This window comes from Streptomyces xiamenensis (assembly GCF_000993785.3).
Taxonomy (GTDB): domain Bacteria; phylum Actinomycetota; class Actinomycetes; order Streptomycetales; family Streptomycetaceae; genus Streptomyces; species Streptomyces xiamenensis.
The window spans coordinates 5,443,176-5,457,348 of record NZ_CP009922.3; the positions used below are offsets into that span (position 1 = coordinate 5,443,176).

General features: G+C 72.2%; 12 protein-coding genes. 8 read left to right on the forward strand and 4 right to left on the reverse strand.

The window, feature by feature from the left end; all coding sequences use genetic code 11:
- Positions 1-141: 141 nt before the first annotated feature.
- The 6 genes from SXIM_RS24990 (at position 142) to SXIM_RS25015 (ending at position 5,177) form a co-directional block, all read left to right on the forward strand.
- Positions 142-1,185 (forward strand): polyprenyl synthetase family protein, encoded by a 1,044-nt coding sequence (locus tag SXIM_RS24990; RefSeq protein WP_030731555.1) that lies wholly within the window; start codon positions 142-144, stop codon positions 1,183-1,185.
- 14 nt (positions 1,186-1,199) lie between these two features.
- The gene (locus SXIM_RS24995; protein ID WP_030731557.1) at positions 1,200-1,850 is read left to right on the forward strand and encodes an alpha-ketoglutarate-dependent dioxygenase AlkB family protein; all 651 of its coding nucleotides are present in this window, start codon (positions 1,200-1,202) and stop codon (positions 1,848-1,850) included.
- A 401-nt stretch (positions 1,851-2,251) separates the two neighbouring features.
- Complete coding sequence (locus SXIM_RS27605) at positions 2,252-3,760, forward strand: sensor histidine kinase (protein WP_078847029.1); 1,509 nt, start codon at positions 2,252-2,254, stop codon at positions 3,758-3,760.
- 23 nt (positions 3,761-3,783) lie between these two features.
- Positions 3,784-4,203, forward strand: coding sequence for a roadblock/LC7 domain-containing protein (locus tag SXIM_RS25005; protein WP_030731563.1), 420 nt, complete (start codon positions 3,784-3,786; stop codon positions 4,201-4,203).
- A gap of 4 nt (positions 4,204-4,207) precedes the next feature.
- Entirely contained in the window at positions 4,208-4,582 is a 375-nt protein-coding gene (locus tag SXIM_RS25010) for a DUF742 domain-containing protein (protein ID WP_030731566.1), read from the forward strand.
- Positions 4,560-5,177, forward strand: a complete 618-nt coding sequence (locus SXIM_RS25015) for a GTP-binding protein (protein WP_030731569.1) — start codon at positions 4,560-4,562, stop codon at positions 5,175-5,177. Before SXIM_RS25010 ends, SXIM_RS25015 begins: the two co-directional genes overlap by 23 nt.
- Before the next feature lie 132 nt (positions 5,178-5,309).
- Here SXIM_RS25015 and metG read toward each other — a convergent pair whose 3' ends face one another.
- Positions 5,310-7,046 carry a methionine--tRNA ligase gene (gene metG, locus SXIM_RS25020; RefSeq protein WP_046725178.1) on the reverse strand — a complete coding sequence of 579 codons (1,737 nt, stop codon included), beginning with the start codon at positions 7,044-7,046 and terminating at the stop codon, positions 5,310-5,312.
- 119 nt (positions 7,047-7,165) lie between these two features.
- On the opposite strand from metG, the gene SXIM_RS25025 reads away from it, so the two are divergent.
- A complete protein-coding gene (locus SXIM_RS25025; protein WP_030731575.1) occupies positions 7,166-8,377 on the forward strand; it encodes an anhydro-N-acetylmuramic acid kinase in 1,212 nt (403 codons plus the stop codon).
- A 36-nt stretch (positions 8,378-8,413) separates the two neighbouring features.
- Here SXIM_RS25025 and SXIM_RS25030 read toward each other — a convergent pair whose 3' ends face one another.
- The 3 genes from SXIM_RS25030 to SXIM_RS25040 form a co-directional block, all read right to left on the reverse strand.
- Positions 8,414-10,573 (reverse strand): putative bifunctional diguanylate cyclase/phosphodiesterase, encoded by a 2,160-nt coding sequence (locus tag SXIM_RS25030; RefSeq protein WP_046725179.1) that lies wholly within the window; start codon positions 10,571-10,573, stop codon positions 8,414-8,416.
- Positions 10,570-11,382 (reverse strand): SAM-dependent methyltransferase, encoded by an 813-nt coding sequence (locus SXIM_RS25035; protein ID WP_046725180.1) that lies wholly within the window; start codon positions 11,380-11,382, stop codon positions 10,570-10,572. Before SXIM_RS25035 ends, SXIM_RS25030 begins: the two co-directional genes overlap by 4 nt.
- Positions 11,383-11,567: 185 nt before the next feature.
- Positions 11,568-12,764, reverse strand: a complete 1,197-nt coding sequence (locus SXIM_RS25040) for a transglycosylase family protein (protein ID WP_030731585.1) — start codon at positions 12,762-12,764, stop codon at positions 11,568-11,570.
- 214 nt (positions 12,765-12,978) lie between these two features.
- Here SXIM_RS25040 and SXIM_RS25045 point away from each other — a divergent pair, with 214 nt between their 5' ends.
- Positions 12,979-14,172: an RtcB family protein gene (locus SXIM_RS25045; protein ID WP_046725181.1), complete on the forward strand. Its 1,194-nt coding sequence runs from the start codon at positions 12,979-12,981 to the stop codon at positions 14,170-14,172.
- Position 14,173: the final 1 nt, after the last annotated feature.

Below are 14,173 nucleotides of genomic sequence, written 5' to 3' on the forward strand. Positions count from 1 at the left end.
AGCGAGGCTGCACCGGGGGGTATCCGCCGGCCGCCGGCCGGAGCCACTGCGGAACGCTCCGCGAGGGTCCATCACGAGGAGGGCCTGGCACCCGCTCACCGCCACATCCGCGATATCCGCAGTACTGGAGAACAGAACCCCATGAGTCAGACCGCGGTCAACGCCCTGCTGGAACGCGGGCGCACCCTCACCACCCCCGCGCTGCGCGCCGCCGTCGACCGGCTGGCCCCGCCCATGAACACGGTGGCCGCGTACCACTTCGGCTGGATCGACGCGCACGGCCAGGAGTCCGCGAGCGACGGCGGCAAGGCGGTCCGCCCCGCACTGGCCCTGCTGTCCGCGGAGGCGGCCGGGGCCGCCCCGGAGACCGGAGTGCCGGGCGCCGTCGCCGTCGAGCTGGTGCACAACTTCTCCCTGCTGCACGACGATCTGATGGACGGCGACGAGCAGCGCCGGCACCGCGACACCGTCTGGAAGGTGCACGGCCCCGCCCAGGCCATCCTGGTCGGCGACGCGCTGTTCGCCATCTCCCACGAGGTGCTGCTGGAGGTCGGGGGAGAGGGCGCCGCGCGTGCCGCCCGCCGGCTGGCCGTCGCCTCCCGCAAGCTCATCGACGGGCAGGCCCAGGACATCTCCTTCGAGCACCGGGAGTTCGTCTCGGTCGCCGAATGCCTGGAGATGGAGGGGAACAAGACCGGCGCCCTGCTCGCCTGCGCCGCCTCCATCGGAGCGGTGCTCGGCGGCGCGGACGACACCACCGCCGACGCGCTGGAGCGTTACGGTCACCATCTGGGCCTCGCCTTCCAGGCCGTGGACGACCTGCTGGGCATCTGGGGCGACCCGGCCGCCACCGGCAAGCAGACCTGGAGCGACCTGCGGCAGCGCAAGAAGTCGCTGCCGGTCGCCGCGGCCGTGGCCGCCGACGGTGGCGCGGCCCGGCAGCTGACCGCGCTGCTGACCGCCGACGCCAAGAAGAGCGAGGAGGAGTTCGCGGACTTCGACGAGGCGGAGTTCGCCGCCCGCGCCGCGCTCATCGAGGAGGCCGGCGGCCGGCAGTGGACCGCGGACGAGGCCCGCCGCCAGCACGACACCGCGCTGCGCGCCCTCGACGGACTCGGGATGCCGGACACCGTACGCGAACAGCTCGTGGACCTGGCCGACTTCATCGTCATCCGCGAGAAGTAGCGGCCCGGCGGCCGATGGAAGGCGAGCTGTTCGGCCGCCCGCCGGCCGAGGTCGCGCCCGGAGCCGTGCACCTGCCCGGCTGGCTGACCCCCGGCGAGCAGCGCGCCCTGCTGGCCGACTGCCGCCGCTGGGCGAGGCCGCCCGCCGGACTGCGCACCGTACGGATGCCGCGCGGCGGGGAGATGTCGGTACGCCAGCTGAGCCTGGGGTGGCACTGGTACCCCTACGGCTACGCCCGCACCGTGGTCGACGGTGACGGCGCCCCGGTGAAGCCGTTCCCGGCCGTGCTGGGCCGGCTCGCGGAGCGGGCGGTGGCCGAGGCCGCACTGCCGACGGCCGGGGCCCCGTACGACATCGCCCTCATCAACTTCTACGACGCGCAGGCCCGGATGGGCATGCACCGCGACAGCGACGAACGCTCGACCGCTCCCGTGGTCTCGCTGAGCCTGGGCGACAGCTGCGTCTTCCGCTTCGGAACCCCGCACGGCAGGGGCCGGCCCTGGGTCGACACGGAGCTGCGCAGCGGCGACGCGTTCGTCTTCGGCGCCGCGTCCCGCCTGGCGTACCACGGTGTCCCGCGCACCCATCCGGGCACGGCCCCGCCCGCGCTCGGTCTGACCGGACGTCTCAACATCACCCTGCGCGTCTCGGGACTGACGGACTGACGGACTGACGGACTGACGGACTGACGGACACGACGGCCTGCGGAGCGGTGCCCCGGCGCCCGGCCGCCGGACCCCGCGCCGGAGGGCCGCGCCGTCGCCCGGGGCCGGCGGCAGGCGGCCTCCGGCAGGCGCACGCCGGTCCGCGCGCCCCCTTCTACCCGGCCCGTTTCCCCCGCTCAGGACCGGCCACCCGATCGTGATGCGCGCGGGGGAAGCGACCCTTCACCCCCAGGGGGTCAATCCCACGCCCCGCGTATTCACTCATTGGGAGCTGGCGAGGGGTGGCGATTGCTCAAACCAGGGGCGGGCAGCGGTCAGTTGACGCTTAGCGTGGGCACCGGCACACAGAGCCACTCGTTCGCGGTGGCCATCCTCCGCCCACGAGAATCCGAAGGACCCCGATGCCCGAACCCAGCAGCCAACGGGCGCTCACCGGAAGCGGCCTCGCCGCTCCCGCCGCCCCGCCACGGCCCCACCCCGCACGGGGCCGACTGCTGCGCCTGGCCGTGCTGCCCGCCGCGCTGGTGGCCGCCTTCGGCGCCGCCGCCGTGCTCGCCGTCCAGCGCCTCGCCCACCCCGCCCCGTTACTGGTGGCCGCCGTCCTGTGCGCCGGCGCCGTCATCGCCGGTGCCGCCGCGACCGCGGTGGGCGAGGCGAAGATCCAGGCCGCCCGGCACGCCGCCCTGGGGCGCCGGCTGGCCCGGCACCGCGCCGAGCTCACCGCCCTGCCCACCCGTCCCGCCCGGCGCCGGGACACCGCCGCCAGCGGCACCGGGCCGGGCTCCGGGCCGCGCGCCGACAGCCTGGCCGACCTCGGCCACGAGATCGACGCCCACCGGCACGCCGCCGAGGCCGCCATCGCCCACGCGCTCACCCTCACCCCCGGCGCCGCCCCCGGCACCGACGAGAAGATCGCGGTCTTCGTCAATCTCGCCCGCCGGATGCAGAACTTCGTCCACCGCCAGCTCGAACACCTCGACGAGCTGGAACACGAGGTCGAGGACCCGGACCTGCTCAAGGGCCTCTTCCACATCGACCACCTCGCCACCCGCATCCGCCGGCACGCCGAGAACCTCGCCGTTCTGGGCGGCGCCGTCTCCCGCCGCCAGTGGACCCGCCCGGTGGCCCTCACCGAGGTGCTGCGTTCGTGCATCGCCGAGGTCGAGCAGTACACCCGGGTCAAGCTGGTGCCCCCCATCGAGGGCACCGTCCGCGGCCACGCCGTCGCCGACGTCATCCACCTGCTCGCCGAACTCGTGGAGAACGCCACCCTCTACTCCGCCCCGCAGACCCGTGTCCTGCTGCGCGTCCAGCGGGTCACCGCCGGCCTGGCCATCGAGGTCGAGGACCGCGGCCTGGGCATGACCGACGCCGAACAGAGCCGGATGAACGCCGTGCTGGCCGGCGCCGAGCCCTTCGACGTCGCCGAACTCCTGGAGGACGGCCGGGTCGGTCTGTTCGTCGTGTCCACCCTCGCCCGCCGCCACGACATCGTCGTCCAACTCCAGAGCAACATCTACGGCGGCGTCCAGGCCGTCCTGGTCCTCCCCGAGGACCTGCTGGGCGACGAGTCCGAGGGCCAGTTCGTACCGGGACCGCCGCGCCACCGGGCAACCCCCACCGAGCCCGTGATCACCACCACCGTGACCACCCGCGCCGCGCCGAACGTCTGCACCGCGCCCCCCGTCCGGCCTCAGCTGCCGCGCCGCAGACGCCAGCAGCACCTGGTACCCCAACTGCGCGACATCACCCCGCCCGTGCCGGGGCTCGCCGCCTCGCTCGCCGCCGAACGCGACCACGACCACGGCCGCCGGCACGACCCCGAGCAGGACCCCGACCCGGACCCCGGCCTGATGGCCGCCTTCCGGCGCGGCACCAGCCTCGCCGAGAACCCCGACGAGCACGAGTGACCCGCGAGGAGAACGACACGACCATGGTGAGCGAAGTGCCCCTGGGCCCGGCGGAGACCGATCTGCCCTGGCTGCTGAGCGGCCTCGTCGAGCGGGTGCCGCACGCGCGCAGCGCCGTGCTGCTGTCCATCGACGGGCTGGTGACCGCCGCCCACGGCCTGGAATCGTCCGGCGCCGACCATCTGGCCGCCCTCGCCGCCGGTCTGTACGGGCTCGCCCGCAGCGCCGGCGCCCGCTTCGGCGATCCCGGCGAGGTACGCCAGGTCGTCGTGGAGATCGAACACACGCTGCTGTTCGTCTCCAGTGCGGGCACCGGCGCCTGCCTGGCCGTCATCGCCGCCCGGGAGGCCGATCCGGCCGTCCTCGGCTACGAGATGGCCATGCTGGTCAAGAGCGTGCGTCCGGCCCTGGGCACCGCGCCCCGGCAGCCGGCGGGACAGTGACCCGATGCCAGAACCCCGACCGGAGCCCTGGCTCGACGACGACGCGGGCGCCCTGGTGCGCCCTTTCACCGCCACGGGTGGCCGCACCAGGCCCGCCGCGGAGCTCGATCTGATGACGCTGGTACGGGCCACCGGCGCCGACGTGCGCGGCCCGGCGGTGCCCGAGCACGACCAGATGCTGGCGCTGTGCCGCCGCCCCGTCTCGGTCGCCGAACTCGCCGCACACGTCCGGCTGCCCGTCACCCTCACCAAGGTGCTGCTGTCCGACCTGCTGGAACGCGGCGCGGTGACCACCCGGGCCCCCGAACTGACGCCCCATCAACCCACCGACAAAGACCTGTTGGAGGCGGTCCTGCATGGACTCCGCAAACGGCTGTGACCCCTTCCCCACGGCGGTGAAGATCCTCATCGCGGGCGGATTCGGAGTCGGCAAGACCACCTTCGTGGGTGCCGTCAGCGAGATCGAGCCGCTCAGCACCGAGGAGATCCTCACCGAGGTGAGCGCCGCCACCGACAATCTGGAGGGCGTCGAGCGCAAGACCTCCACCACCGTCGCCATGGACTTCGGCCGGATCACCCTGGACAACCACCATGTGCTGTACCTGTTCGGCACCCCGGGGCAGGAGCGGTTCTGGTTCATGTGGAACGAGCTGTGCCACGGCGCGCTGGGCGCCGTGGTGCTGGCCGACACCCGGCGCCTGGAGGAGAGCTTCCCCGCGGTGGACTTCTTCGAGCGGCGCGGCGTCGGCTTCGTCGTCGCCGTCAACGAGTTCGACGGCGCGCACCGGTACGCCGTCCCCGAGATCCGCGCCGCCATGGACCTCAATCCGCAGGTGCCCATCGTGCTGTGCGACGCCCGGCAGTCCGCCTCCGGAACCCAGGTCCTGGTCACCCTCATCCAGCATCTGATCGACGCGCGCGGCCCCCGTCCGGCCGACGACGCCCGGCCGCAGCCCTCCGGCGTACGCCCCTGACCCGGCGCTCCGCCCGGCTGGCCGCCGACGCGGGCCGGTCGGATCGAAGACCCGCCGTACAGCACGGCGCCGCCCGCCGGACCGGGGAAGGTCCGGCGGGCGGCGTCCGGGCGGGAAGCCTGCCGCTCCCTCTTACTCCTCGGCGCCGCCGAAGCGCTCCCGGTAGCCCGCCAGATCGTCCTCGGTGATCTTGGCGAACAGCACCGGGGGCACCGTGAACGCGGTGCCCGCCGTGATCGTGTCCAGGGCGGTGGCCTGCTCGGGCGTCACCCAGCCACCGGCGTCCGCGACACCGAACACCGAGCGCAGCACGGCGGCCGAGGCCGGGATGACCGGCTCGGAGACCACCGCGTACAGCTGGATCAGGTTCATCGCGGTGCGCAGCGTCAGCGCCGCCGCCTCCGGGTCGCTCTTGATCTCCAGCCAGGGGGCCTTCTCCTCCAGGTAGGAGTTGCCCGCGCTCCACAGGGCGCGCAGCGCGAAGGTCGCCTTGCGGAACTGGAGCGCCTCCAGGTGCTCCTCGTACTCGGCCAGCAGCCGCGCCACCTCCGCGCCCAGGCGGGCCTCGGCCTCACCGGCCGCGTGCCCGGCCGGCACCTCGTCACCGAACCGCTTGCGCGAGAACGTCAGCACGCGGTTGACGAAGTTGCCCAGGGTGTCCGCCAGGTCCTTGTTGACGATCGCGGAGAAGTGCTCCCAGGAGAACGAGGCGTCGTCCGACTCGGGGGCGCTCGCCATCAGGAAGTACCGCCAGTAGTCGGCGGGCAGCAGCTCCAGCGCGTCGTCGACGAAGATGCCGCGGTTCTGCGAGGTGGAGAACTTGCCGCCGTAGTACGTCAGCCAGTTGAACGCCTTGACGTAGTCGACCTTCTTCCACGGCTCCCGGGTGCCCAGCTCGGTGGCCGGGAACATCACCGTGTGGAAGGGCACGTTGTCCTTCGCCATGAACTCGGTGTACCGCACCGAGCCGCCCTCGTCCGCGCCCGTACCCGTGCCGAACCACCACGAGCGCCAGTCGCGGCTCTCGCCGTCCCCGGCCGCGTCCGCCCACTCCTTGGTGGCACCGATGTAGCCGATCGGCGCGTCGAACCAGACGTAGAAGACCTTGCCCTCGGCGGCCAGCTCCGGCCACACATCGGCCGGCACCGGCACCCCCCACTCCAGGTCACGGGTGATCGCCCGGTCGTGCAGCCCCTCGGTCAGCCACTTGCGGGCGATGGAGGAGGCCAGCACCGGCCACTCCTTGCCCGCCTCGTCGACGAACGCCTCGACCTCGCCCTCCAGCTTCGACTGGAGCAGGAACAGATGCGTGGTCTCACGGATTTCCAGCTCGGTGCTGCCGGAGACCGCCGAGCGCGGGTCGAGCAGATCGGTGGGGTCCAGCACCCGGGTGCAGTTCTCGCACTGGTCGCCGCGGGCCGCCTCGTAACCGCAGAACGGGCAGGTGCCCACGATGTAGCGGTCGGGCAGGAACCGCTCGTCCGCCAGCGAGTACACCTGGCGGGTGGAGCGCTCCTCGATGAAGCCGTTGGCCTTCAGCTGCCGCGCGAAATGCTGGGTGATCTCGATGTTCTGCGCCGAGGAGGTACGGCCGAAGTAGTCGAAGGACAGACCGAAACCGTCGTACACCGCCTTCTGCGCGTCGTGCTGGCGGGCACAGAACTCGGCCACCGGCAGCCCCGCCGTCTTGGCGGCCAGCTCCGCCGGGGTGCCGTGCTCGTCGGTGGCGCAGATGTACAGCACCTCGTGGCCCCGCTGCCGCAGATAGCGGGAGTACACATCCGCCGGGAGCATCGAGCCGACCATGTTCCCCAGGTGCTTGATCCCGTTGATGTACGGCAGCGCACTGGTGATGAGGTGTCGGGTCATCCTCGGATGCTCCAATGGTGAGAGGTGGATCGGTCACGGGACGTGACGAAATTGAGCGGGTCGACTGCCGTCAATCCTACCGACGGCCGGAGTGCCCTCCGCACCGGATTTCCGGCACCATGACCGCCATGGAACCCGCCCCTCCGCAGACCGTACTCGGCATGCTCAGCGGCACCTCGCACGACGCCGTGGACGTGGCCGCCGCCCGGCTGCGCTTCCTGGACCCGCACACCATCGCCCTGCGCCCGCTGGGACTGCACAGCGAGCCGTTCCCCGACACGCTGCGCGCCCTGATCGCCGCCGTGCTGCCGCCCGCCCGCACCGACCTCGCCCAGGTGTGCCGCCTCGACACCGCGCTGGGCCAGTTCTTCGGGGCGGTGGCCGCGCGTGCCGACACGGAGCTGACCGGCGGCACCGCGGACCTGGTGGCCTCGCACGGCCAGACCGTCTACCACTGGGTGGACGACGGCCGGGCCCGGGGCACCCTGCAACTGGGCGCCGCCGCCTGGATCGCCCGCGCCACCTCCCTGCCCGTACTCTCCGACCTGCGCACCGCCGACCTCACCCTGGGGGGCCAGGGTGCCCCGCTGGTGTCCCTCCTGGACGACCTGTGGCTGCTCGGTGACGGCGCCCGGCGCGGCGCGCTCAACCTCGGCGGAATCGCCAACATCACCGTGCCGGGCCCGGCCGGCGCGCCGCGGCAGGTGATCGCGTACGACCTGGGGCCGGCCAACGCCCTGATCGACGCGGTGGTCACCGCCGACAGCGGTGGAGCGGAGCGGATGGACACCGGCGGGGCACGGGCCGCCCGCGGCCGGGTCCACCCCGGGCTGCTGGAACGGCTGCTGGCCGAGCCCTACTACCGGCTGCCGCCCCCCAAATCCACCGGCAAGGAGCTCTTCCACCCCGGCTACCCGGCCTCCGTGCTGCGACCCGGCGACCCGGCGGGCGACGATCTGGTGGCCACCCTCACCGAGCTGACCGCCCGCCTGGTGGGCACGGCCTGCCGCACCCATCGCCTCACCGAACTGGTCGTGTCCGGCGGCGGCGCCCGCAACCCGGTGCTGATGGACCGCATCCGCGCCGCGGCCGCCCCGGCGGTGCTCAGCACCAGCGACGACCACGGGCTGCCCGCCCAGGCCAAGGAGGCGTACCTGTTCGCCCTGCTCGGCTTCCTCGGCGCCCACGGCCTGCCCGGCACCCGGCCCTCCGCCACCGGAGCGAGCGCCCCGGCCGTCCTGGGCTCCTGGACCCCGGGCGCGCAGCCGCTGCGGCTGCCCGCGCCACACCGCGGCACACCACACCGCCTGGTGATCGAACGCGCGGACTGAGGCCGGCCACGACCCCGGCGGGGCCGGCGGACCCCCTCAGACCGCCTCGGGCAGCCGCTCCGGCGGGCCGGGGCGCGCGTAGTACCAGCCCTGCGCCGAATCACAGCCCAGGTCCCGCAACTGCCGCGCCTGCGCCTGGGTCTCCACGCCCTCCACCGTCACCGACAGCTGAAGGGTGTGCGCCAGCGAGACGATCGACTCCACGATCTTCAGATCCACCGGATCGGCCGGCTGATGCTGGAGCCCCTGCGTGAAGGACCGGTCCAGCTTGAGCGTGCTGGCCGGCAGGTACCGCAGATTGGCCAGGTTGGAGTACCCGGTGCCGAAGTCGTCCAGCGCGATGCCCACCCCCAGCTCCGCCAGCTGCCGCAGCGGCTTCAGCTCCTGGTCGTCCGCCGAGACCATCGCGGACTCGGTCACCTCCAGACACAGCGAGCTGGGCGGCAGCCCCGCCTCCTCCAGCACCGCCACCGTGTCCTCGACCAGCTCCGGATGGTGCAGCTGGCGCGGCGACAGATTCACGTTCACCCGCAGCGGGCGCGCCCCGCCGATGCCGCGCACCTGCCACTCGCAGGCCTGCCGCACCGCCTCCCGCAGCACCCACCGGCCCAGCGGCACGATCAGCCCGGTGTGCTCGGCCAGCGGGATGAACCGGTCAGGACCGAGCACCCCGTGCCGCGGATGGCTCCAGCGCACCAGCGCCTCCGCCCCCTCCAACGAGCCGTCACTCATGGTGATCAGCGGCTGGTACTCGATGAAGAACTCGCTGCCCTTGAGCGCGGCCGGCAGATGGTGGGTCAGATGGTGCCTGCTGATCGCCCGCGCGTCCCGGTCGGGGTCGGCCATCGCGTACCGGTTGCCGCCCTGCGCCTTCGCCCGGTACATCGTGATGTCCGCGCTGCGCAGCATCTCCGAGGAGCTCAGCTCGCCGGTGGCGCCCTCCACCACGCCGATGCTGGCCCGTACCAGCAGCTCCCGGCCGGCCACCTCCACCGGCGCCGACAGCGCGGCCAGCGCCCGCTCGGCCACCTCGGTGACGGCGGCCGGCGACGGCGGATCGATGACCAGCGCCACGAACTCGTCGCCACCGATACGCGCCAGCAGCCGGCCCGGACCGCTGATCCGGCTCTGCAGCCGTTCGGCCACCGCGATCAGGAGTTGGTCGCCCACCGCGTGCCCCAGGCTGTCGTTGACCGCCTTGAAACCGTCCAGGTCCAGGTAGCACAGGCCGATCCGGGCGGCGGAGGCGCCCGGCGACAGCGCCTGTTCCAGCCGCTCGAAGAACAGTGCCCGGTTGGGCAGATCGGTCAGCGCGTCGTGCGTGGCCTGGTACCGCAGCCGCAGCTGGAACAGCCGGCGCTCGGTGACGTCCTCCAGCATCGCCAGCATGTACTGCGGCCGGCCCTCGGAGTCGCGCAGCAGGGAGACCGTCAGATTGGTCCACAGCACGGTGCCGTCCGAGCGGTGGTACGGCTTCTCCGCCTGGAAGTGCTCACGCTCGCCGCGCATCAGCTCACCCTGCATCCGCCACACCTCGGGGGCGTCGTCGGGGTGGCCCAGCTCCAGGACGTTACGGCTGCGCACGTGGTACTCGGAGCCGCCGAACATCCGGGTCAGGGCGCTGTTGACGTTGAGGATGTTCCCGTCCATGTCGGCGATGCCGATGCCCAGGCCCGCCTCGGAGAACACTGTGCGGAAGCGCGTCTCGCTCTCGTGCAGCGCCGCCCCGATCTCCCGCTGGGCGGTGATCGCGGCCTGCGACAGCGCCTCCTGCTCGCGCCGGGTACGGGCCTGCAGCGCCCGGGAGAAGCCGGCCGCCATGGCGTGCTGGAGCCGGGTGCAGCGGATACGGGCCTCATCCGCCGGCAGGTCCGCGACATCCGCGCAGTACAGCAGCAGATAGGCGTCCAGCACCCCCAGGATCCGGGGCAGCGAGTCGGGGTCCGTGCAGTGCGCGGCGACCAGCGCCTCGCCGACCTCGCGGCCGCGGGCCGGGTCGAAGGGCCGGGCGCGCAGCGCGTCGGCCAGGGTGCCGGCCAGTCCGAGCAGCAGTTCCTCGAACTCGGGGCGGGTGAGGGAGGTGGCCGTGGCCGGATAGACGGCGCGGCACCAGATGCGCGCGAAGCGGCGCAGGCCGTCAGCGGGTGGTTCCGGCTCGTGCGGGGTGGCGGGCGGACCGGCCTGCGGAGTTCTCACGCGGCGCGCCCCACCCCGGCCAGGCCCGTGTAGACCACCGGATCGTCCTCGTCGACCGGCTCTTCGGGGCACCAGTCGGGCAGCGCGACCAGACCCGGCGCCAGCAGGTCGAAGCCGTCGAAGAACGGCAGTATCGCCTCGCGCGAGCGCAGCGTCAGGGAGGCGCCGCCGCGCCGGTAGACCTCGGCGATCCGGGCGCCCTGCTCGGCGGTACGGGGCCCGGTGTCGGTGGAGGCGTGGCTGAGCACCAGCAGGCTCCCGGGAGCCAGGGCCCGGCGCAGCCGGGCCACGGCCGCGGCCGGCTCGTCCGCGTCGTCGACGAAGTGCAGCAGCGCCACCAGCAGCACGGCCACCGGGCGGTCGAAGTCGATCAGTGCGCGCACCGGCTCGCTGCGCAGGATGGCGGCCGGGTCACGGAAGTCGCCGGCGACCACGCCCGTGCCGTCCTGGCCCTCCAGCACGGCGTGGCTGTGGGCGACGGCGACCGGGTCGTTGTCGACATAGACCACCGTGGCCCGGTCGTCCACCGCGCGGGCGACCTCGTGGACGGCGCCGAAGGTGGGGATCCCCGAGCCGATGTCGAGGAACTGGGTCACGCCGGCGGACAGGGCGTACCGCACGGCGCGCCGCATAAAGGCGCGATTGGTCTGCATGACTTTGGGGAGCCCCGGAAACGCCTCGATCGCCGCGCGGGCGGCGATCCGGTCCACCTCGAAGTTGTGCGAACCACCGAGATAGAAGTCATACATGCGGGAAACACTCGGCACGGACAGATCGATGCCCTGCGGCGCCCAGGCGGGTCGTTCCATCGACGTCTCCAATGTCTCCCGCATATGCCGGAATTGGCCTCGGGATGACGAGGGTACTGACCCGATGGCGGCGGAGGGAAGAAAACGGAACGGTGACTTCCTCATTCTGGGTGGTTAGCGGGGTATCTGTCCGTTTTCCACAGGGTGCTGGTGTGCGATCGCACACCAGCACCCTGTGGAATGCCTCAGAGGGTGACGCCGTTGCCCCGCAGATAGCCGATGGGGTCGATATCCGTGCCGAAGCCCTGTCCGGTGCGGATCTCGAAGTGCAGATGCGGTCCGGTGGAATTGCCGGTGGAGCCGGCCCGGCCCAGCTGCTGTCCGCCGCTGACCGGCTGTCCCGCGGACACCGAGATCTGTGACAGATGCGCGTACTGGCTGTATTTGCCGTCCGTGTGTTTGACGATGACCTCGTAGCCGAAGGAGCCGCCCCAGCCTGCGGAGACCACCGTGCCCTGCGTGACGGACTTGACCGAGGTGCCGGTGGAGACCGGGAAGTCGACCCCGGTGTGGTAGCCGCGGGACCACAGGCTGCCGGTGGTGCGGTACGCCGTGCCGGTGGAGGCGTCCACCGGGGAGGAGTACGCGGCCGTCTCGGGCGCGGGCGCGGGTTCCGGCTCGGGCTCCGGTTCCGGAGTGGGGGCGGGAGCCGGCTCCGGCTCGGCCGCCTGCTCGGGCGGGGTCTCGCGGGCCCGCTCGGGGGCCTCGGTGGCGCCGCCGCCGGCCAGGGAGAGCCGCTGTCCGGGGTAGATCAGGTCGGGGTTGCCGCCGATGACCTCCCGGTTGAGGTCGTACAGCGACTGCCAGCCGCCCGTGACCTCGTGGCTGCGGGCGATCGCGGAGAGCGTGTCGCCGCTGACCACCTCGTACGGGTCGGCGGTCTCGGTGCGGACCTGGCCGGCGGCCTGGGTCCGCACCTGGGGTGCGGGCTCGGCGCGCTCCTCGGCGCGCTCCGCGACCTGCTCGCCGGCGCCGCCGTCCGGGGAGATCCGCGGGGCGTCCCCGCCCCGGGTGAGGCCGGCCCGCTCGGAGCAGGTGGGCCAGGCGCCGGGGCCCTGGCCCTCCAGGACCTTCTCGGCGACGGCTATCTGCTGGTCCTTGGTGGCCTGGTCGGCGCGGGCGGCGTAGGCGGTGCCTCCGAACGCCTCCCAGGTGCTCTGCTGGAACTGGAGGCCGCCGAAGTACCCGTTGCCCGTGTCGATGTCCCACTGGCCGCTGCTCTCGCACTCGGCGACCCGGTCCCAGGTCTCCACCGAGGCGGCCTCGGCGGTCGCGGCACTGATCAGCGGCAGTGCGAGGCCGGCGCCGCCCGCCGTGACGGTCAGCGATGCGCGGGAGACCGTGCTCGGCTTGTAGCGGCGATGGCGTCCATGACTGGCCATGGGCGGATCCCTCCTTGGCCTGCTGATCGGGTGACGCGTCCTCAGATCACGTTCTGATCAAGGCGGTTGTGGCGGCTCAACCATAGAGGTCCGCTCTCCGACATCACAAGGGGAGTCGGTTGCCCCGCCCCGGCGCCGGTAAAACCGGTTGCCCCTGTGCCGGGTGAGACCGCGACAATGAAATCCGATGATCACCAGGGGGAATGGGGAAATCATGAGCTACACCGAAGTGCCGGGCGCCCGTGTTCCGATCCGGATGTGGGCCGATCCGGCGACCGTCGAGGACCAGGCGATGCGTCAGCTCCAGAATGTGGCGACGCTTCCGTGGATCGAGGGTCTGGCCGTGATGCCCGATGTGCACTTCGGAAAGGGTGCCACGGTCGGTTCGGTCATCGCGATGCGCGGGGCGGTCTGTCCGGCCGCGGTGGGTGTCGACATCGGCTGCGGGATGACGGCGGTGAAGACCTCTCTGACCGCGAACGATCTACCGGGCGATCTCTCCCGACTCCGTTCGCGCATCGAACAGTCGATCCCGGTCGGATTCGGTCTGCACAAGGAACCGGTGGATCCGGCAAAGATCTACGGACTGCCTGGGGCGGGCTGGGACGATTTCTGGGCCCGCTTCGACGGGATCGCCCAGCAGGTCCGTTTCCGGCGGGAACGGGCGGGCCGGCAGATGGGATCGCTGGGGGGCGGAAATCATTTTATCGAAGTATGCGTGGACAGCCACGGCGTGGTATGGCTGATGCTGCACTCCGGGTCCCGCAATATCGGCAAGGAGCTGGCCGACTTCCACATCGGACAGGCCCAGAAGCTGCCGCACAACCAGGGACTCGTGGACCGCGATCTGGCGGTGTTCGTCGCGGACACCCCGCAGATGGCCGCCTACCGGCACGACTTGTTCTGGGCGCAGGAGTACGCCCGGCGCAACCGTGAGGTCATGATGGGGCTGCTGCGCACCGTGATCATCAAGGAGTTCAAGAAGGCGAAGCCCACGTTCGGCGACACCATCTCGTGTCATCACAACTATGTGGCCGAGGAACGGTACGACGGCGTGGACCTGCTGGTGACCCGCAAGGGAGCGATCCGGGCGGGCAGCGGCGAGTTCGGGATCATCCCCGGTTCGATGGGCACCGGTTCGTACATCGTCAAGGGGCTCGGGAACCCGGCCTCCTTCCAGTCCGCCTCGCACGGCGCGGGGCGGCGGATGAGCCGCAACCAGGCGAAGAAGCGGTTCACCACACGCGATCTGGCCGAGCAGACCCAGGGCGTGGAGTGCCGCAAGGACAGCGGGGTCGTGGATGAGATCCCCGGCGCCTACAAGCCGATCGAGCAGGTCATCGACGCCCAGCGGGACCTGGTCGAGGTGGTGGCCGAGCTGAAGCAGGTGGTGTGCGTCAAGGGCTGAC

What these genes read in the sequence shown, in the direction of transcription:
- SXIM_RS24990 (WP_030731555.1), top strand. Translation starts at nt 142, where the DNA reads ATGAGTCAGACCGCGGTCAACGCCCTGCTGGAACGCGGGCGCACCCTC.
- SXIM_RS24995 (WP_030731557.1), top strand. Translation starts at nt 1,200, where the DNA reads ATGGAAGGCGAGCTGTTCGGCCGCCCGCCGGCCGAGGTCGCGCCCGGA.
- SXIM_RS27605 (WP_078847029.1), top strand. Translation starts at nt 2,252, where the DNA reads ATGCCCGAACCCAGCAGCCAACGGGCGCTCACCGGAAGCGGCCTCGCC.
- SXIM_RS25005 (WP_030731563.1), top strand. Translation starts at nt 3,784, where the DNA reads ATGGTGAGCGAAGTGCCCCTGGGCCCGGCGGAGACCGATCTGCCCTGG.
- SXIM_RS25010 (WP_030731566.1), top strand. Translation starts at nt 4,208, where the DNA reads ATGCCAGAACCCCGACCGGAGCCCTGGCTCGACGACGACGCGGGCGCC.
- SXIM_RS25015 (WP_030731569.1), top strand. Translation starts at nt 4,560, where the DNA reads ATGGACTCCGCAAACGGCTGTGACCCCTTCCCCACGGCGGTGAAGATC.
- metG (WP_046725178.1), bottom strand. Translation starts at nt 7,046, where the DNA reads ATGACCCGACACCTCATCACCAGTGCGCTGCCGTACATCAACGGGATC.
- SXIM_RS25025 (WP_030731575.1), top strand. Translation starts at nt 7,166, where the DNA reads ATGACCGCCATGGAACCCGCCCCTCCGCAGACCGTACTCGGCATGCTC.
- SXIM_RS25035 (WP_046725180.1), bottom strand. Translation starts at nt 11,382, where the DNA reads ATGGAACGACCCGCCTGGGCGCCGCAGGGCATCGATCTGTCCGTGCCG.
- SXIM_RS25040 (WP_030731585.1), bottom strand. Translation starts at nt 12,764, where the DNA reads ATGGCCAGTCATGGACGCCATCGCCGCTACAAGCCGAGCACGGTCTCC.
- SXIM_RS25045 (WP_046725181.1), top strand. Translation starts at nt 12,979, where the DNA reads ATGAGCTACACCGAAGTGCCGGGCGCCCGTGTTCCGATCCGGATGTGG.